Origin of the sequence: Bacteroides helcogenes P 36-108, assembly GCF_000186225.1 — a bacterium.
Lineage (GTDB): Bacteria > Bacteroidota > Bacteroidia > Bacteroidales > Bacteroidaceae > Bacteroides > Bacteroides helcogenes.
In genome coordinates this window covers 433,128-450,896 of record NC_014933.1, presented here as the reverse complement: position 1 = coordinate 450,896, position 17,769 = coordinate 433,128, and the positions used below count along the sequence as shown (strand labels likewise).

Genomic DNA, 17,769 nt, shown 5'->3' with positions numbered 1-17,769 from the left:
ATGAAGAAAATACTTAAATCTTATGCCGGGCTGCTTCTGTTTGGAGCTGCCTTGGCCACCGCAAGTTGCAGCAGTGACGATGGGGGAGTAACTCCTGCCGAAGTCACTAACCTGACAGCAGAAAGCACTTCCGGGCGCATCGTATTGCGCTGGACTACTCCCGCAGAGAGCAACATCCGCTATGTTGAAGTGAAATATCACGACCCGTTGCTGAAGAAAGACGTGATGCGTGCAGCGAGTGCCTATGCAGACAGCATCGAGATTCCGGACACCCGCAAGAAGTATGGTGAATATCAATTCACGGTGCAATCCGTAAGCGCAACGGGCGACAAGAGCAGTACGCAAACCATCTCCAAAGCTTCGGAGGCTGCGTTGCCCACTTATGTGAATACGCAGATAGCTCTGACTGCCGCCGATTTATCAACCAATGCGCAGGAACCCTCTGAAGGGCCTATTGCCGATTTGCTGGATGGCAATACCGGAACTTTCTTCCATACTGCATGGAGTGTTGCCGTTTCCGGTAAGCACTGGATGCAGGTCAATCTGAAACGAGAGATTACGGGAGCTTATAAATTCTTTTACGCGCCACGTGCCAACGGCAACAATAAACCGACGGATTTTGATTTGATGGGCAGCACGGATGGAGCAGACTGGTTTCTGGTAAGGAACTTTACCAAAGAAGCCGATGGCCTTCCTGTCACTTCTACCGGAACTTACACCTCAGAGGTATATAACGTGGAAAAGCCATTCAGCCAAATCCGTATCGTAGTCAATACGACCAATAACGGCACTGCATACTGGACGATGTCCGAATTCAAGTTCTATTCGGTTTCCATCGAAGATCCTGAAGCAGCAGATTAAGATTTACCATTGACAAATTAGTAAATAACTGACCTTTAATTTAAATCTTTTAAGAGAGGGGCGCAGGTGCTCGTGAGAGTGTCTGCGCTCAATTTTTTACTAACTTTTTAAATTGATTCTTATGAGAAAACTTATTGCTATCGTAGTTTTATTGTTGTTCTCTTGAACTGGAGTTCATGAAAGGAGAACTGAAAGAGGTAAATGCGATAACCAGAATTGGAAAGAACGTATCGTTTAAATAAATATTAAATATGCAAATCCGTATGAAACATCTATTATTTTTATCCTTTTTGTTTGTCGTTTCTGTCGTGTACGGGCAGAATCGCCCGGACATCCCTCATCGGACTTATGCCGAAGAGTTGAAGTTTTATCAGGAAAACTTTGGAGTATCGGAATTTGATTTCCGTTATCGCTATCCGGAAACAGGTGCTGAATTCGACTATTTCCGCTACCTTTACTCGGACGATTGCCTGGGAGATACCTTGGTAGTGAATGGTAAGACGTATTTCTTCAGTCAATCTTCCATGAAACAATTCCCTGAGTATATGTTCGGTGAAAAGGATTGGGGAGCAGTAGAGGCTTTTCCTAAACTTACCACTTCGGGCTTGAGTGACAAGGGCTATGTACTCCACTTCAAGATAGGTGAGGACAAGGTGGCTTATGTGGATAGAGTTACTTACAATGGTTATATCTATCCTGACAGCATGAAGCTTAGTCCGATGGATATGCGGAAGATTGCGGCTCTGACGGGTAGCGAGCTGACAGGCAGCCGGACTATCCGTGCCAACTGGCTGAACGGAAACTACCGCATGAACGACATGCAGATGCTTACCAGGGCACAGAGTTATACAGGAGAACGTTATGTGGCGGTATTCAAAGCCGGGAAGCTGACGGATATACGCATTGACAAGGAGAAGGATCGCAGCAAAATTCCGGTGGTGGACTTAAAGCAGAAGCCGGACACGGTATGGATGCGCAATTATGTTCCGGAATACGTTTATTATGTACAGCCTGACAAGACCGTGAAAGGAGAGAAAAGGACTGCCGCAGCGCAACGGCTGAGAAAGAAAATTATGGGCACTTATAAGAAGGAACCTTTTCTTGATGACTATTGTGTGAAGGTTTTGCGTAAGATGGGAGTTCAGGAATCACTGACATCGGACGAAAGAATACTGGTAGGCGAATATGCCTGCACGATATCACGGGAATTGAATAATGACACGGTGGGTATCAATGCGTGTATGACGCAAAATAGCAATACGTCCTATAAGCCAGACTGGACGTATGAGGACAAGGGTACTGTAGTCTTTGTCATCAGGATGGCAAAGTTAGATCAGGCTGATTTAACTCTTGAGTATGATTTCTCGGACAAGGGCACTTGGAAGATAGAAGATGGATTCTTGCTGGAAACGACAAATGGAGAATTTGAATGCAAGTTCGTCAAATCCAATGCGGAAGCAGATCTGGCTAAAATGCTTGTTGAAGTGATGAAAGCCAATGTGCCGAAAATGGTGATGAAGCAAGCTTCCGGTCGTTCGAGAATAGCGGAACTTACCGGCGAGAAGCTGGTCATAGTGAAGGATTGGGTAGAATTTACTCTGACCAGAATTGGAAATTAAGATTGGATAATTGATAGAATATGAGAACCGCTATTTACATGCTATTATTGGCAGTCTTCACGGGCTGCCAACATAAGGGCAAAGAAACGGTAGCAGAGGCTGCGGGCAATGTAGCAGATACCACAGTTATAGAATTGACTATTGATCCGGACAAGATTCCGGCCGTTCCTTTTGACAGCCTTATGGACGATGTGAAATTCGTTCGTTTACAGACAGACGACAGGTGTCTGGTCGGTGTTGTCGATCAGTTCATCTGTACGGATAATTATATCTTTATAATGGATAGGGAGTCGGCAAGGGCTGTCTTCTGTTTTGATATGCAAGGACGCTTCGTCAGAAAAATAGGACGGACAGGAAGTGGGTCGGGAGAGTATGTCCGGCTATGCAACATCGCCTTGTCTGCCGACAAAGAGCATCTGATAATAGTAGATTGGGCAGGCAAACTATTGTATTATGATTTTTATGGTAATCTTGTAAAGGCTGTCAAAGTGGATATAGGCAAACTCCCGTTTGATAGTATAGAAGAGATAGATAATCAAATTATCGCTGCCTATTATAACATAGGTTGTCAGGAAGAAGATGAAAAGCCAATGCTAACTGTAGCCAATTCTACTGATGGGGATATTCTGTATAGGACATTCCCTACTTACCAAACCAAGCTGTTCCGAATGAATAATGGCATGTTCCCGTTCCGGAAATATGGTGGTAATGTATATCTCAATAAATCATGGACACAATCGTTCTATAAGGTAGGGGCAAATGGTTGCACGGAACTTTATCGCCTTCATATTGCAGGAGGGGGATATCCGGAAATCACTGATGAAATTAATGATGATGCTTATATAGAACTTTTAAATAAAACGACTATTTTGCATGATTATGTTTTCTTGAAAGATGTTTCGGTGTTCTTCTTCTCACCTCCCAAAGTCTATTGGCATCCATTCGTTGTTTACTTTCATGAGACAGGCTCTATGCTTATATGTTCCGGAAGCTATACAAATCCGTTGTTTGAGTTCTATTCAACTCTTAATACCCCTTTGGTTCGTCAAGGTGATAACACTTATGTCGTTCAACATTCGGCCGGTGACGTCTTATCTAAAAAAAAGAAAATATTCGGTAACCCGTTGATACAAGACGATACTTTGGAAAAATTGTACAATGGATTGACAGAGGATGAGAATCCGGTATTCTTCTTTTATCAACTGATGAAATATCGTACTATAAAAACATTAAATAATAAATAATAACTTAAATGATTATGAGAACAACAACAATTACTCTTGTTTTGACGCTTTTTACATTCTTGGCAGGATACGCCAATGATAAGCAATCGCTTACACCGGACGAAAAGAAATTGGTGGGTGAATACTATGGTCTGAAATCACAAAAGCTCGATAATGACAGTGTGGAAGCCAGCGCATTTATTATAATGAAAAGCAATATGCGTTATAAATCAGACAGAACGTATGAGAAAGAAGGTACTATGACATTTGTCTTCAAAATAGGGTTGTTGGGTCAATCTGATTTGACCGCTGAATATGAATTCTCGGAGAAAGGAAGCTGGAAGATAGATGCCGGATTCCTGCATGAAACGGCAGATCCGGAAATGAAATATAGATTTGTCAAGTCTAATGCGGAAACTGATACGGCTAAACTAATTCTCGAATTAATGAAGACCAACCTGGACAAACAGAAGGTTTCAATCGCACAACCTTCTGACAGCTCTAAAATAGTAGAACTTACCGGTAAAAAATTGGTCATAGAGCAGGATGGCGAAAAATTGACTCTGACCAGAAAGAAATGATGATTGACATGGGAAAGATTCATTCCGGAATATTCGTATTATTGATACTTGCCTTGGCGTCTGGTTGCGGCAATAAAGATGTGGTGACTTTATCTTACGAAGAACGAGGAGAAGGGAAGCACATATACATACCTGTCACAATTGGGGGCGAAAAGTACGATTTCATATTTGATACAGGATCGGATGGCTCCGTCCTCGATTATCCGGTTGCATGGAAATCGGGTATTCGTCCCACTCACAAAGCTCTGCAACGTTCCAATTATTCCCTTACTAAAGAGTTTAAGGATGATGTCTATTTTGCCACCAAAGATATCTATATCGGCAAAATGAAATTCGATTCCGTCATGTTGCACTTGGACCATTATAACCACTCTCTTATAGCTGACTTTTGGGGAATGGATCATGATGGAATATTGGGCACTAAAGAAATTGAGAGTAAGAATTGGTTGTTTGATTTAGAATCGAAGACGGTTACTATCTCGAATAAACCGATACGGGAATCCCGGATAAAAAGCCCTTTGGCTCTTTGTCTGGACGTAAATCCCGATTACTCCAATATGAACGTGGATATATTGCTTAATGACTCTTTGCTGAAAACTTTCTTGTTCGATACGGGATATCCGGGGAGAGTGTCTGTGATTTTTAATGATAAGGCTTATCCAATGCGGTTTGGCGTGAGCATTGCAGATTCTCTGCGAAGCATTGTACAAACAATCACTCCTCTTGATTCAATTGCTCTGTTGGCCGACAGGTTGAAGATAAACAATCTGAGCCTTGACAGTCTGGTTATTCTGATTGCGGATAGATATGAAGAGAAGATAGCTCCCGAAACCTCGTATAAATTCCTGAATTTTATAGGACTTTCATTCCTGGACTATTTCAGATACATGCTTTATGACAGCCGTGCAAGGCAAATCCGGTTCTACGGCTATCATGCAAACAACCAAGGAGAGAAGGATTTTATAAAGGCATTAAAACGTAAAGAATGACTTAAATAATAAATAGTAACTTAAATGATTATGAGAACAACAACATTGATTTTTGTACTGACACTGTGCTGCACACTGCTGATGGGCTGTAAAAGCCCAACTTCCCCTCTTACGCAGGAAGAAGAAAAGTTAGTAGGCAAATATTATGTCACCATGTCAAAGGATATGGAAAAGACCGATGAAGCACCGGCAATGTCCGTAATGCTGGAAGGCTATACCCAATACGGTTCTGACAGAACGTGTGGGATGGAAGGAACCGCTATGCTGGCAATCAAGGCTCTGGATGAATTGAAACAGCTTACCGTAACCTTGGAATATAGCATTACGGAAAAAGGGACCTGGAAAATAAAAGATGGATACATAGAGGAAACGCCAGATCCTGAAAGCGTTGAATGGAAATTCGTAAAATCGAATGCCGAAACAGAAGAGGCGAAAAGGTTTGTGAAGCTCCTATATACTAACACTCCCGTAGCGGCTTTTAAGATGAAAGAATTGTTTATGCGGTCGGAAGACAGCAATGCTAAAATAATAGAGCTTACTGATGAAAAATTGGTTGTGGAGCAGGATGGAGAACAAATGACTATGATTAGAAAGAAATAATTCCCAACGTTTCGGCGAGTGGGGGATTACAGTAATCCCTCATCGCAGAAGCTGTAATATCTTCCGTCCGTAATGATGACATGGTCTGTCAGGCGTATGTTCATGGTATGGGCGGCTTTCTTTATGAGTTCCGTCAGGTGTTTGTCTTCCATGCTGGGGTGTGGGCTTCCCGAAGGATGATTGTGGATGAGTGCTATTTGTGTGGCGCGCTGTAGAAGCGCCTCGCGCAGAATGGTGCGTACATCGGCAGTGGTCTGGTCAATGCCACCCCGGCTGATACGCACTTTATCTATCAGCTTGGAGGCCTGGTTCATGAGTAGTATCCAGAATTCTTCGATGGAAAGATCGCAGAGCAGGGGATGAAACAGTTCGTAGATGTCTGCGGAAGAACGGATGGTGGCACGTTCCGGCCGTTCTTGCTGCTTGCGGCGTTTGCCGAGTTCCAAGGCTGCCATGATGGAGATGCTTTTGGCCGGGCCCAATCCTTTGAAACGGGAGAAGTCGTGCACTTCCCATTTGCCGAGTCGGTTCAGGTCGTTCCCGCAATCGGATAGCACCCGTTGCATCAGGGTTACGGCACTCTCTTCCGTGTTGCCGGAGCCGATGAGGATGGCTAACAGTTCGGCATCACTCAGGGCTTCCGCCCCTTTTTGCATCATCTTCTCCCGTGGGCGGTCTTCTTCTGCCCACTGATTGATATTGAGTTTCTCCATAAATAGTTATCTATTGCCCTCTTGCCCGTTGTGTGCTATTTATAGAAGTTCTTTTTGAAAGCCTCGAATTCATTCTTCCCAAGTATGCAGCGGTTCCACCAGGCACGCCAGAAGCCGGTTCCGTATCCGATAAGCTGGATAAAGGCGGCGGCGATGGAATAAATACCGATGCGCAGGCTGTGGTTCCGGATGGTTGAGTCCGTGCATACCAACAAGGCATACAATAAAATCGGTGTCAGGCTATATAGGCAGAAGGGAGCGCCCAACAATAGCAGTGCTACTCCTAAAGTGAATGCGGCAGGAAGCAGGTGGACGAGTTTCAATGATTCGGGATATTTCTTGTACAGGTTGATGCGGGCGATTCCTGAATTATGTACCTGCTTGAAGAATTTCTTCAAATCTGTCCGGCGCTTGTGATAGACCCACGCACCGGGAAACAACCGGCATGTATATCCGCCCTTGAAGATGCGGATGCTGAAGTCGATGTCTTCTCCGAAACGCATCTTGGAGAATCCACCCAAAGCTTGATATACTTCCCGACGTACTCCCATGTTGAAGCTTCGCGGATAGAACTTGTCCAGCTTCTTCTTTCCTCCACGTATGCCTCCGGTGGTGAAGAAGGAGGTCATGGAGTAGTTGATTGCTTTCTGTATATCCGTAAAGGAGGAATGTGCGCGGTCAGGGCCTCCGAAGGCATCGGCGGGAGATGCTTGTATCTCTTGTTCTATTGCGGCGAAATAGCTTTCGGGCAGGATGCAGTCTGAATCGAGTATAATCAGATAATCTCCGTTGCTTTGCTCTGCACCGTAGTTACGGGTCTGCCCGGGACCGGAATTGGGCTTGTTGTAGTAATGTACGTCCAGCTTTTCCCGGTATGTTTCTACCACAGCTTTGCAGGGGACGGAAGAACCGTCCTCGACGATGATTACTTCGAAATCCTTGAAACTTTGCCGGGTCAGGCTTTGCAACAGTTCGTCCACTTCGTCAGGACGGTTATATACGGGGATTATGACAGAATATCTCATATCTCTTTTTATGCTTACGGGGACAAATATACATCTTTATTTGTCGATAATTTCTTCAATAGCCTTTTCTTTTGCTGCATTTTGTGTGATAATGCCTCGAACGGGGGAATAATAAAACAGCTTGTCCGATATATTCGGACAAGCTGTTTTGCCATGTGGTAATTTATATAGTTTATGCCTTTATGCGCCCCACGTAAGAGCCGTCACGGGTATCTATTTCAATAGTCTCGCCTTCGTTGACGAACAAAGGAACGCGAACCGTTGCGCCCGATTCTACGGTAGCGGGTTTCAGGGTATTGGTTGCCGTGTCGCCTTTCAGTCCCGGTTCGGTATAGGTGATTTTTTGTTGCACCTTGACGGGGATGTCGGCATAAAGGACGGTTTCGGTCGATGCGTCTGAAACGACATCTACAATCATTCCTTCGAGCAGGAAGTCCACACCGTTGATCAAATCGTGCGAGATGGGGATTTGATCGAAAGTTTCCTGATTCATGAATTGGTAATTGTCACCGTCATGGTAGAGATATTGATGGGGGCGGCGTTCTACACGTACGTCTTCCAACTTTTCACCGATATTGAAGCGACGTTCCAATACGTAACCGTTGACAACGTCTTTCAGTTTGGTACGCATAAAGGTGTTACCTTTTCCCGGCTTTACATGCAGGAAGTCAATACAAAAATAAAGCTTGCCATCCATACGGATGCAAGTCCCGATTTTAATGTCTTGGGCATTAATCATACTTATAGTCTTTATAATTATTATGTTAGAATATGCTTTTTTGGCGCAACTTTGCAGGTGCAAAAGTAATGGAAATCGGTAAAAAACACAAAACTTTTGAGAGAAAATGAGTTATCTCTTGGTTTATTTGAAAAAAGTACCTATTTTTGCAGCCCGAATTCGTGAGAATAATAACATAAAACAAGATACAGTAATGAAAAGAACATTTCAACCCTCTAACAGAAAGAGAAAAAACAAACACGGTTTCCGTGAGAGAATGGCAACAGCAAATGGTCGCAGAGTATTGGCGTCACGCCGTGCCAAAGGACGTAAGAAACTGACTGTTTCTGACGAATACAATGGAGTGAAGGCATAAGCCCCTGTGTTAAAAGAAAAAAGGCCGCAAAGGATTGGTGACAATGTTTTGCGGCCTTTTTTATCGTAAAACTTATCCCCGGAATGTGCCGTAAATTGTCTCATAACAATGACTTTGGATAAAAACTTGTCACTTCTCCGTGTACTCTGTACTGAAAATCGTATCTTTGCCCCTGATAATGCACTATATTATGACAATAAAAGAATTTTTCTCTTTCCGACAGAATAAATACTTCTGGATAAACATCATTGCGATGGTTATGGCAGTGGGATTGGTGCTGTTCGGAGTTCTGAAAGCGCTTGATATATATACGCGTCATGGAGATGCAGTGGTAGTTCCTAATGTGAAAGGAATGGGAATGGAAGAGGCGGAAAAAATGTTTCGCAATCATGGATTGAACTGCATCGTTTCGGATTCCGGCTATGTGAAGACAATGCCTGCCGGGTGCATCCTCGAATATAATCCTGCTGCCGGACAGAAGGTGAAAGAAGGTCGTACCATCTATCTTACCGTCAATGCCAGGAGTACCCCTTTGCAGACAGTTCCCGACGTGGCGGACAATAGCTCGCTGCGGCAGGCGGAAGCGCGTTTGTTGGCTGCCGGTTTCAAGGTGGCCGAAGTGCAGCATGTGGCTGGAGAACGAGATTGGGTATATGGCGTGAAATACAGAGGACGCCAGCTTGCTATCGGTGAGAAAGTACCTGTCGGTGCTGCCTTGACGCTGATGGTAGGCGGAGGTGGAGAGCTCCCTCAAGAGAGTGACTCATTGGAGACGAAGCCGGTCGAAACCGCCCCTGAGTCTGCTGCGTCCGGTAAGTCTGCGGCAGACGAGTCATGGTTCTAAACACTTTACGGACAGTAAAAGTAACTTCAGTCGTAAACCGTCAAATTGTACATAAGCAGATGATAGAATTGCCGGACGAAATAGAAAATGATGAGTTGGATGACATAGAACCTGTCGGTGATGAGGCGCAACTCTATGAACACTTCCGGGTAGTGGTGGATAAGGGACAGGTGATGATGCGTGTAGATAAATATCTGTTCGACCGCCTGACAAACGCTTCCCGTAACCGTATTCAGAAAGCTGCCGATGCAGGCTTTGTTATGGCTAACGGAAAGCCTGTGAAAAGCAGTTATAAGGTGAAACCGCAAGATGTCATCACAGTGATGATGGATCGTCCGCGCTATGAAAATGAAGTCATTCCCGAAGACATTCCCCTGAATATAGTATATGAAGACAAGCATCTCATGGTAGTGAACAAGCCTGCCGGACTGGTTGTGCATCCGGGGCACGGCAACTATCATGGCACTCTTGTCAACGCCATTGCCTGGCACATGAAAGATAATCCTGATTATGACGCCAATGATCCGCACGTGGGACTTGTGCACCGTATTGATAAGGATACTTCCGGACTTTTGGTGATAGCCAAGACACCGGATGCCAAGACCAATCTTGGCAATCAATTTTTTAACAAGACCACTAAACGTCGCTATCGTGCCTTGGTATGGGGGAATGTGGAACAGGATGAAGGAACCGTAGTGGGCAATATCGGCCGTAATCCCAAAGACCGTATGCAGATGACTGTACTTCCCGATGATCAGGGAAAACATGCCGTCACCCACTACCGGGTATTGGAACGTTTGGGGTATGTTACACTCGTGGAGTGCATACTTGAAACAGGACGTACCCATCAGATCCGTGTGCACATGAAGCACATCGGACACATCCTTTTCAATGACGAACGCTATGGCGGCCATGAGATACTGAAAGGAACCCACTTTGCTAAATACAAACAATTTGTAAACAACTGCTTCGATACTTGTCCACGGCAAGCGTTGCATGCCATGACACTGGGATTTGTGCATCCCGTCACAAAAGAGGCGATGGACTTCACCTCGGAATTACCCGACGACATGGCCCGGCTGATTGATAAATGGAGAAGCTATATCAGTAACAGAGAATTAGAATGAAACGTACCATTGCAATTGTAGGAGGAGGCGATACTTCCGAATACCATGTTTCCCTGCGCAGCGCGCAAGGCATTTACTCCTTCATCGATAAGGAGAAATATACATTATATATTGTGCAGATGCACGGCCTTGACTGGCATGTCTTGCTTCCTGACGGCACAGCGGCTCCTGTGGATCGTAATGACTTCAGCTTTATGCTGGATGGGAAAAAGATTGTGTTCGATTTCGCCTATATCACTATTCATGGCACTCCGGGTGAGGACGGGCGTTTGCAGGGGTACTTCGACATGCTGCACATTCCTTATTCCTGCTGCGGTGTGCTGGCAGCTTCCCTGACTTATGACAAATTTGCCTGCAATCAGTTTCTCAAGGCTTTCGGAGTACGTATAGCCGAGTCGTTGCTGCTGCGCAAAGGACAGACGGTTTCCGATGAGGATGTCATTGAAAAGATTGGTCTGCCTTGTTTCATAAAACCAAGTCTTGGAGGGAGCAGTTTCGGCGTGTCGAAGGTGAAAAAACGCGAACAGATACAGCCTGCCATAGCCAAAGCCTTCGAAGAAGCGCGTGAAGTTGTGGTGGAGGCATTTATGGAGGGCACTGAGTTGACTTGCGGCTGCTATAAGACAAAAGATAAGTCCATAGTATTCCCCATCACTGAAGTGGTGACGCACAATGAGTATTTTGATTATGAAGCCAAATATAATGGTGAGTCGGATGAGATTACTCCTGCCCGAATCCCCGACGGACTGCGTGACCGTGTGCAGAAGCTGACTTCTGCCATCTATGACATATTGGGAGCGCAAGGCATTATCCGTGTGGACTATATCGTTACCGAAGGAGAGAAAATAAATTTGCTGGAAGTGAATACTACTCCGGGCATGACTCCTACCAGCTTCATTCCGCAGCAAGTGCGTGCCGCCGGACTGGATATAAAAGATGTGATGACAGATATAATAGAGAATCAACTAATGACGACAGACTTATGAACGCAGAGTTTGATGAAATCCGTCCTTATTATGATGAGGAACTTCCACAGATTTATGAGGAGCTGATTGCCGATCCGGCATTTCGTGAAGCTGTCTCTACGGTGATACCCGATGTCCCGTTCGACGCACTGGCACAGAAGATGCGGGCATGCAAGACAAAGAAAGACTTTCAGAAAGCTTTTTGCTATGGCCTCTTGTGGAAGATAGCGAAAGAGGCTACGGATGGGCTGACGCTCAATCATACCGCATTGCAGGATACGTCAAAGGCATATACTTACATATCCAACCACCGCGACATCATACTCGATTCCGGTTTCCTTTCCATTTTGCTGATAGATTTGAATCTTGATACGGTAGAAATCGCCATTGGCGATAACCTGCTTATCTATCCGTGGATCAAGAAATTGGTACGTGTCAATAAGTCCTTTATTGTGCAACGCGGATTACCGATGCGGCAGATGCTTGAATCTTCGGCACGCATGTCGCGCTATATGCATTACACGATTGCACAGAAGAAACAGTCCGTTTGGATAGCTCAACGCGAGGGGCGTGCCAAGGATTCTAATGACATTACGCAGGACAGTATTCTGAAGATGATTTCCATGGGTGGTGAGGGTGACATTATTGACCGTTTGATGGAAATGAATATTGCACCGTTGGCCATTTCGTACGAATATGATCCTTGTGATTTCCTCAAAGCGTGGGAATTCCAGCAGAAGCGAGACGTGCCCGATTACAAGAAAACGACGGCCGATGACCTGAGAAGCATGCAGATCGGCTTGTTCGGTTTCAAAGGACTGGTACATTTCCAGACGGCGGCTTGTATCAATGATGAATTGGGACGTATGGACCGTTCGCTTCCTAAACCGGAACTTTTCAGCCGTATATCGGCTATGATAGACAGGCGCATCCATTCCAATTACCGGATTTATCCGAACAATTATGTGGCATACGACCTGCTGGAAGGCAATGACGGTTTTGCCCGTCATTATACGGAGGAGGATAAGCGGCGCTTCCTGGTGTACCTTGAGCAGCAGTTGGCACGTATTGAGATTCCCAATAAAGATATGGATTTCTTGCGTGGGAAAATGTTGTTGATGTATGCCAATCCTTTGAAGAATTACTTAGCGGCAACGAATGCCTGAACTGTGGTTCTGGCTAAACTATAAAAGTATGATTAGAGGTAAGTGTTTTTGGTGTTTTTTGTCCTTGTCTGCCTGTCTGCTGATGGCCTGTGGTGGCGATGAATATCATTATCCGTCCGTGAAGTTGGAGTTTCTTACAGCTTATGCGGGGGCGGATGGCAGTTTACAGTCTATCCGGACAGATGAGGGTAAAGCTTATATGGTGGTTGAAGATGCGGCGAAGTTTAGTATGAAAGCAGATTCATCGGCCCGTATTGTCAGCAACTATGAACCGATGGTTGCGGCTGACGGCACTTCCGGTGTGAAGTTGTATGCTGTGAGGTATGCGGTTTCACCTGTTCCCTTGCCTGCCGCGAGATTTGAAGATGGTGTCAAGACAGATCCTGCCGACGTGTTGAGTATCTGGATGGGATTGGACTATCTGAATATCATTCTGAACGTCAAGGCTCAGGGAGGCAGGCATACATTCCATTTTGTGGAGAATAAGGTTGTTTCGGATGCGGACAGCAAAGAGGTAAGTCTCACTCTTTTTCATGACGCAAATGGGGATGTGGGTTATACACAGCGTGCTTACCTGTCTGTTCCTTTGCGGCAGTATGCGACCGGTGGTGTAAAGAAAGTGACAGTTCACTTCAGCTTGTGCACAGGCTCCGGCAAGATAAAAACCTATGATTTATACTATGTTCCTATCAATTAAAACAAAACGCCCTATGAAAGCATTGTTTGCAGGTATTTGCCTTTTCTTTTCCGCATTCTTCTCTTGCCAGCAGAAGGGAGGAGAATTCCAGACCGTTTCTGCGGATAAATTTGCCGAACTGATTGCTGATCCTGAAGTGCAGCGTCTGGATGTGCGCACGCTGGCCGAGTATTCGGAAGGACACATTTCCGGCAGCATCAATATCAATGTGCTGGACAGGGATTTTGAATCAGTGGCCGATTCCGTTTTGCGGAAAGACAGGCCTGTCGCCCTTTATTGCCGCAGTGGCAAGCGCAGTGCAAAGGCGGCTGCCGTCTTGGGCAGTAAGGGCTATGAAGTCTATAATCTGGATGGGGGAATTATGGGCTGGAAAGAAGCCGGTAAAGGAATAGAGAAATAAAAGAGGAGGGTGTGCCGAAACCCCTCGATAGAAGAGGAGTCTTGACACATCCCCGTGTTTATTAGAGCCTCTGAACCGATGTCTTTATAGACCTTCAATAAGCCTTTTCAGTACCACAGTGGCAGATATTTCGCGGTTTGCGGCTTCGGGTATCACGATGGATTGCGGGCTTTCAATGACGTCGTCCGTCACAATCATGTTGCGGCGCACGGGCAGGCAATGCATGAAGTAGGCATTGTTGGTAACGTTCATTTGGCGTTCGCCAACAGTCCACTCGCGGTCTTTGCTCAGTATTTGTCCGTAGTTGTCGCCTGCATAGGCGGCCCAGTTCTTGGCATAGACGAAGTCCGCGCCTTCAAATGCTTTCATCTGGTCATATTCCACACGGGCATTGCCCACGAATTCGGGAGCAAGCTCATAGCCTTCGGGATGTGTGATCACAAAGTCATAATCCGTGGCATTCATCCATTCGGCAAAGGAGTTGGGAACGGCTTGCGGCAGCGGGCGCGGGTGCGGCGCCCAAGTCATCACCACCTTAGGGCGTGAAGTCTTTTTATATTCCTCGATTGTGATGAGGTCGGCAAAGCTTTGCAACGGATGGCGTGTGGCGGCTTCCATCGAGAATACCGGTCGGCCGGAGTGCCGGATAAACTGATTCAGTATCACCTCATTGTAATCGTATTCCTTGCTCTCGAAGCGGGCAAAAGAACGTACTCCTATCACGTCGCAGTAGCAGCCCATCACCGGAATGGCTTCTAACAGATGTTCGGGCTTGTCACCGTCCATTATGACTCCCCGTTCGGTTTCCAGTTTCCAAGCTCCCTGGTTGATGTCAAGTACCATTACATTCATGCCGAGGTTCAGGGCGGCCTTCTGTGTGCTGAGGCGGGTGCGGAGGCTGGAGTTGAAGAAAATCATCATCAACGTCTTGTTGCGTCCCAGTTCCACGTATTTGAAACGGTCTTTTTTAATCTCGAATGCTTCATTCAGTGCAGACTTCAGGTTGCCGATGTCCTGCACGCAGGTAAACTTCTTCATAATAATCCAAATGTGTTAATGCGGCTGTGCGCCGCCGGTATGCATGTTAATTAATTCTCTCTGATTTGCCCTGTCCCTTCGATAATCCACTTGTACGTGGTGATTTCCTCCAGCGCCATGGGCCCCCGGGCATGCAGTTTCTGTGTGCTGATGCCTATTTCGGCGCCCAATCCGAATTGCGCTCCGTCTGTGAAGGAGGTGGGGGCATTGACATATACGCAGGCGGCATCTGCTTCGCGGTAGAACCATTCGCCGCGTGCCTTGTCTTCCGTAATGATGCATTCGCTGTGTTTGGAACTGTACTTCCGGATATGTGCCATCGCTTCTTGGGCAGATGCCACGGTCTTGATGGCCATTTTATAATCCAGGAACTCCTTGCCGTAGCAATCTTCGGTGGCGGGTCGCAGTAATTCGGTGGGATATTTGCCCTGCAAGGCATTATAGGCAGGTTGGTCAGCGTAAATCACTACATCATGCAGGTGCAGCGGTTGACACAGAGCCGGCAGATCGGTCAGGCGGTCAAGGTCAACGATAAGACAGTCCAAGGCATTGCAAACGCTGACGCGCCGTGTCTTGGCATTGTTGATGATGGAGGCGCCCATCTCCACATCTCCGTAACGGTCAAAATAAGCGTGACAGACGCCTGCACCTGTCTCAATGACAGGAATGGTGGCATTCTGGCGTACAAAGTTGATCAGACTGCTGCTGCCGCGCGGAATTATCAGATCCACATAGCCGTCGGCGTGCAGCAATGCGGAGGTGGATTCGCGGTCGGAGGGGAGCAGTTCCGCGATATGCGGGTCCACATCGAAGCGTTTCAGCACCCCGTGTATGACGTCGGCAATGGCGCGGTTTGAATGATCCGCATCGCTTCCGCCTTTCAGAATGCAGGCATTGCCGCTTTTGAGGCAAAGCGAGAATACATCGAAACTCACGTTGGGGCGGGCCTCGTAGATGATTCCGATTACGCCGAAAGGTACGCTCACTCTCTTTATCTTCAGTCCGTTGGGGAGTACGCTTTCCTTCAGGATACGTCCAAGCGGAGAAGGGAGTGCGGCTACCTTGCGGATGTCTGCTGCAATGGCTTGCAGGCGGGCTTCCGTCAGTTGCAGGCGGTCATACTTGGGATCGGAAGAATCCATGCGTTCCAGGTCTTTCAGGTTTTCGCTCAGAATGAAGTCCGCCTTTTCTATGGCAGCGTCCGCAACGGCGAGCAACACCCGGTTGATTTCTTTGTCGCTCAATGACAGTAATCGGCGGCCGGCTTCTTGTACAGAGGCAAATGTCTGGTTTAAATTCATCTTGTAGGGTAATTATATCTGTTTTATAATGCGTATTTCTATTCTATATACAGATAATCGTAGTGCACCACCGGTTTCTTGCCATGCTTGCCCATTGCTTCGCGTGCCTGCATGGAGTCACAGTTTGCTTTTCCCACGCCGACGGGGTTTCCTTCAAAGTCCACGATCCGCACGATGTCGTCTTTCTCGAATTCTCCTTCGACGGCGGTGATGCCTATCGGCAAGATGCTGGCGGCCTTGTCGGCGAAAAGTATCTTCGTGGTGCAATCGTTGATGTGAAGTTCGCCCTTGGCAAAGCCCTCACTGTGGGCTATCCACTTTTTCACACTCGAAACCGGATTGGCAGAGGGGATGAAGCGGGTGCACACGGTATTTTCGTTTCTTATTATATCCACGAGGATGTTGTCCCGTTTTCCGTTGGCAATGATGACGGTGATGCCTTCATCCGCCACTTTGCGGGCAATGTTTGTCTTGGTCAGCATGCCGCCCCGGCCGAAGCTTGACTTGGAAGCCTGTATGTAGGACGAGAGGTCCTTGCCCTGTCCTATTTCACGGATGACAGTGGAGGCGGGATCGGCGGGAGGACCGTTGTAGATTCCGTCAATGTTGCTGAGGATGATCAAAGCTCCGGCATCCATCATGGAGGCTATCAGGCCCGAAAGTTCGTCGTTGTCAGTAAACATCAGTTCGCTTACGGAGATGGTGTCGTTTTCGTTGACGATGGGAATCACGCCGTTTTCGAGCATGACGCTCATGCAATTCTTCTGGTTGAGGTAGTGGCGGCGTGTGCCGAAGTTCTCTTTTGTAGTGAGTACCTGCCCTACGGGGATGCCGTGTTCGCGGAACAGTTCATAATAGCGGTTGATGAGTTTGGCCTGTCCCACAGCCGAGAACAGTTGGCGCTGATCCACGCTGTCCAGCTTCTTGGCGGGGCGCACTTCGCTCCGTCCCGAAGCCACGGCGCCGGAGGAAATGAGTATGATTTCTACGCCTGCCTTGTGCAGTTCGGCTATCTGATCTGTCAGTGCAGACATGCGCGTGACGTCCAGTGTGCCGTCACGGCGTGTCAAGACGTTGCTGCCTATCTTGACAGCTACTCTTGCGAAAGGTTGTTTCATATTTGTGATATGCCCGGTCGGGGCGGTTTAATCTCCGTCTTTGTTTTTCTCGCGTTCGCGGATTACTTCCATTGCCGCTTCATAGTCTTCTTCCCTGACGAGGATGGCCACATCAATGGCGGTAGGGGGCAATATTACATCTGCTATCAGGCTGTCTTTGGCCATGGAGTCGATGCCGTTGCTTGCAAGTTGGGCTTTTACGAGTTCGGCCTCCCACGGTGCTCCATTGAAAACTTCAATGAGCTTGCTTTTATCATCTTCTTTCATATCGGTATGAATTTAGAGGTTTGGTAGGGCAAATATGCCACCATTTCCATATATAACAATCGCAAAGGTAAAGAAGTTTTTTGGCTTTTCCTCTTTTATGTTTGGATAGTTTCAATAGGAATCCATATCTTGGCTTTGTCT

General features: G+C 46.6%; 20 protein-coding genes. 13 read left to right on the top strand and 7 right to left on the bottom strand.

The features are described 5' to 3' along the window. The 6 genes from BACHE_RS01820 to BACHE_RS01795 all read left to right on the top strand — a co-directional run bounded on the left by BACHE_RS01820 (position 1) and on the right by BACHE_RS01795 (position 5,873). Positions 1-861 (top strand): discoidin domain-containing protein, encoded by an 861-nt coding sequence (locus tag BACHE_RS01820; RefSeq protein ID WP_013545992.1) that lies wholly within the window; start codon positions 1-3, stop codon positions 859-861. A gap of 263 nt (positions 862-1,124) precedes the next feature. Then, positions 1,125-2,480: a hypothetical protein gene (locus BACHE_RS01815; RefSeq protein WP_148229805.1), complete on the top strand. Its 1,356-nt coding sequence runs from the start codon at positions 1,125-1,127 to the stop codon at positions 2,478-2,480. A 20-nt stretch (positions 2,481-2,500) separates the two neighbouring features. Further along, positions 2,501-3,724, top strand: a complete 1,224-nt coding sequence (locus tag BACHE_RS01810; RefSeq protein ID WP_013545990.1) for a 6-bladed beta-propeller — start codon at positions 2,501-2,503, stop codon at positions 3,722-3,724. Positions 3,725-3,738: 14 nt separating this feature from the next. Then, the gene (locus tag BACHE_RS01805) at positions 3,739-4,284 is read left to right on the top strand and encodes a hypothetical protein (protein WP_148229804.1); all 546 of its coding nucleotides are present in this window, start codon (positions 3,739-3,741) and stop codon (positions 4,282-4,284) included. 8 nt (positions 4,285-4,292) lie between these two features. Next, complete coding sequence (locus BACHE_RS01800) at positions 4,293-5,273, top strand: retropepsin-like aspartic protease (protein WP_013545988.1); 981 nt, start codon at positions 4,293-4,295, stop codon at positions 5,271-5,273. Between the two features lie 30 nt (positions 5,274-5,303). Next, positions 5,304-5,873, top strand: a complete 570-nt coding sequence (locus BACHE_RS01795) for a hypothetical protein (RefSeq protein ID WP_148229803.1) — start codon at positions 5,304-5,306, stop codon at positions 5,871-5,873. A gap of 26 nt (positions 5,874-5,899) precedes the next feature. Here the strand turns inward: BACHE_RS01795 and radC are convergent, their stop codons facing one another. The 3 genes from radC to efp form a co-directional block, all read right to left on the bottom strand. Further along, complete coding sequence (gene radC / locus BACHE_RS01790) at positions 5,900-6,586, bottom strand: RadC family protein (RefSeq protein WP_013545986.1); 687 nt, start codon at positions 6,584-6,586, stop codon at positions 5,900-5,902. 35 nt (positions 6,587-6,621) lie between these two features. Beyond that, positions 6,622-7,611, bottom strand: a complete 990-nt coding sequence (locus BACHE_RS01785; RefSeq protein WP_013545985.1) for a glycosyltransferase family 2 protein — start codon at positions 7,609-7,611, stop codon at positions 6,622-6,624. Between the two features lie 172 nt (positions 7,612-7,783). After that, the gene (gene efp / locus BACHE_RS01780; RefSeq protein WP_013545984.1) at positions 7,784-8,350 is read right to left on the bottom strand and encodes an elongation factor P; all 567 of its coding nucleotides are present in this window, start codon (positions 8,348-8,350) and stop codon (positions 7,784-7,786) included. A 193-nt stretch (positions 8,351-8,543) separates the two neighbouring features. Here efp and rpmH point away from each other — a divergent pair, with 193 nt between their 5' ends. The 7 genes from rpmH (at position 8,544) to BACHE_RS01745 (ending at position 13,904) form a co-directional block, all read left to right on the top strand. Next, a complete protein-coding gene (gene rpmH / locus BACHE_RS01775) occupies positions 8,544-8,705 on the top strand; it encodes a 50S ribosomal protein L34 (RefSeq protein WP_013545983.1) in 162 nt (53 codons plus the stop codon). A gap of 190 nt (positions 8,706-8,895) precedes the next feature. Next, positions 8,896-9,549: a PASTA domain-containing protein gene (locus tag BACHE_RS01770; protein ID WP_041579562.1), complete on the top strand. Its 654-nt coding sequence runs from the start codon at positions 8,896-8,898 to the stop codon at positions 9,547-9,549. A gap of 59 nt (positions 9,550-9,608) precedes the next feature. Beyond that, a complete protein-coding gene (locus BACHE_RS01765; RefSeq protein WP_013545981.1) occupies positions 9,609-10,676 on the top strand; it encodes an RluA family pseudouridine synthase in 1,068 nt (355 codons plus the stop codon). Next, positions 10,673-11,662 carry a D-alanine--D-alanine ligase gene (locus BACHE_RS01760; RefSeq protein WP_013545980.1) on the top strand — a complete coding sequence of 330 codons (990 nt, stop codon included), beginning with the start codon at positions 10,673-10,675 and terminating at the stop codon, positions 11,660-11,662. The genes BACHE_RS01765 and BACHE_RS01760 overlap by 4 nt, the downstream gene beginning before the upstream one ends. Further along, complete coding sequence (locus tag BACHE_RS01755) at positions 11,659-12,807, top strand: hypothetical protein (protein WP_013545979.1); 1,149 nt, start codon at positions 11,659-11,661, stop codon at positions 12,805-12,807. Before BACHE_RS01760 ends, BACHE_RS01755 begins: the two co-directional genes overlap by 4 nt. A 28-nt stretch (positions 12,808-12,835) precedes the next feature. Then, the gene (locus BACHE_RS01750) at positions 12,836-13,504 is read left to right on the top strand and encodes a NigD1/NigD2 family lipoprotein (RefSeq protein WP_013545978.1); all 669 of its coding nucleotides are present in this window, start codon (positions 12,836-12,838) and stop codon (positions 13,502-13,504) included. Between the two features lie 13 nt (positions 13,505-13,517). Further along, positions 13,518-13,904, top strand: coding sequence for a rhodanese-like domain-containing protein (locus BACHE_RS01745; RefSeq protein WP_013545977.1), 387 nt, complete (start codon positions 13,518-13,520; stop codon positions 13,902-13,904). 84 nt (positions 13,905-13,988) lie between these two features. Here the strand turns inward: BACHE_RS01745 and BACHE_RS01740 are convergent, their stop codons facing one another. From BACHE_RS01740 to BACHE_RS01725, 4 genes are read right to left on the bottom strand one after another with little or no spacing between them, the layout of a single operon-like run. Then, entirely contained in the window at positions 13,989-14,942 is a 954-nt protein-coding gene (locus BACHE_RS01740) for a Rossmann-fold NAD(P)-binding domain-containing protein (RefSeq protein WP_013545976.1), read from the bottom strand. Between the two features lie 50 nt (positions 14,943-14,992). Then, entirely contained in the window at positions 14,993-16,243 is a 1,251-nt protein-coding gene (locus tag BACHE_RS01735) for a glutamate-5-semialdehyde dehydrogenase (RefSeq protein WP_013545975.1), read from the bottom strand. Positions 16,244-16,281: 38 nt separating this feature from the next. Then, positions 16,282-17,361: a glutamate 5-kinase gene (gene proB / locus BACHE_RS01730; protein ID WP_013545974.1), complete on the bottom strand. Its 1,080-nt coding sequence runs from the start codon at positions 17,359-17,361 to the stop codon at positions 16,282-16,284. Positions 17,362-17,388: 27 nt separating this feature from the next. Beyond that, positions 17,389-17,628: a DUF2007-related protein gene (locus BACHE_RS01725; RefSeq protein ID WP_013545973.1), complete on the bottom strand. Its 240-nt coding sequence runs from the start codon at positions 17,626-17,628 to the stop codon at positions 17,389-17,391. Positions 17,629-17,769: the final 141 nt, after the last annotated feature.

Bases quoted from the DNA above. Each gene is read 5' to 3' on its own strand.
- rpmH (WP_013545983.1), top strand. From the start codon at position 8,544: ATGAAAAGAACATTTCAACCCTCTAACAGAAAGAGAAAAAACAAACAC.
- BACHE_RS01805 (WP_148229804.1), top strand. From the start codon at position 3,739: ATGAGAACAACAACAATTACTCTTGTTTTGACGCTTTTTACATTCTTG.
- BACHE_RS01745 (WP_013545977.1), top strand. From the start codon at position 13,518: ATGAAAGCATTGTTTGCAGGTATTTGCCTTTTCTTTTCCGCATTCTTC.
- radC (WP_013545986.1), bottom strand. From the start codon at position 6,586: ATGGAGAAACTCAATATCAATCAGTGGGCAGAAGAAGACCGCCCACGG.
- BACHE_RS01810 (WP_013545990.1), top strand. From the start codon at position 2,501: ATGAGAACCGCTATTTACATGCTATTATTGGCAGTCTTCACGGGCTGC.
- BACHE_RS01800 (WP_013545988.1), top strand. From the start codon at position 4,293: ATGGGAAAGATTCATTCCGGAATATTCGTATTATTGATACTTGCCTTG.
- BACHE_RS01750 (WP_013545978.1), top strand. From the start codon at position 12,836: ATGATTAGAGGTAAGTGTTTTTGGTGTTTTTTGTCCTTGTCTGCCTGT.
- BACHE_RS01795 (WP_148229803.1), top strand. From the start codon at position 5,304: ATGAGAACAACAACATTGATTTTTGTACTGACACTGTGCTGCACACTG.
- BACHE_RS01755 (WP_013545979.1), top strand. From the start codon at position 11,659: ATGAACGCAGAGTTTGATGAAATCCGTCCTTATTATGATGAGGAACTT.
- BACHE_RS01820 (WP_013545992.1), top strand. From the start codon at position 1: ATGAAGAAAATACTTAAATCTTATGCCGGGCTGCTTCTGTTTGGAGCT.
- BACHE_RS01785 (WP_013545985.1), bottom strand. From the start codon at position 7,611: ATGAGATATTCTGTCATAATCCCCGTATATAACCGTCCTGACGAAGTG.
- BACHE_RS01725 (WP_013545973.1), bottom strand. From the start codon at position 17,628: ATGAAAGAAGATGATAAAAGCAAGCTCATTGAAGTTTTCAATGGAGCA.
- BACHE_RS01740 (WP_013545976.1), bottom strand. From the start codon at position 14,942: ATGAAGAAGTTTACCTGCGTGCAGGACATCGGCAACCTGAAGTCTGCA.
- BACHE_RS01735 (WP_013545975.1), bottom strand. From the start codon at position 16,243: ATGAATTTAAACCAGACATTTGCCTCTGTACAAGAAGCCGGCCGCCGA.
- BACHE_RS01770 (WP_041579562.1), top strand. From the start codon at position 8,896: ATGACAATAAAAGAATTTTTCTCTTTCCGACAGAATAAATACTTCTGG.
- proB (WP_013545974.1), bottom strand. From the start codon at position 17,361: ATGAAACAACCTTTCGCAAGAGTAGCTGTCAAGATAGGCAGCAACGTC.
- BACHE_RS01815 (WP_148229805.1), top strand. From the start codon at position 1,125: ATGAAACATCTATTATTTTTATCCTTTTTGTTTGTCGTTTCTGTCGTG.
- BACHE_RS01760 (WP_013545980.1), top strand. From the start codon at position 10,673: ATGAAACGTACCATTGCAATTGTAGGAGGAGGCGATACTTCCGAATAC.
- BACHE_RS01765 (WP_013545981.1), top strand. From the start codon at position 9,609: ATGATAGAATTGCCGGACGAAATAGAAAATGATGAGTTGGATGACATA.
- efp (WP_013545984.1), bottom strand. From the start codon at position 8,350: ATGATTAATGCCCAAGACATTAAAATCGGGACTTGCATCCGTATGGAT.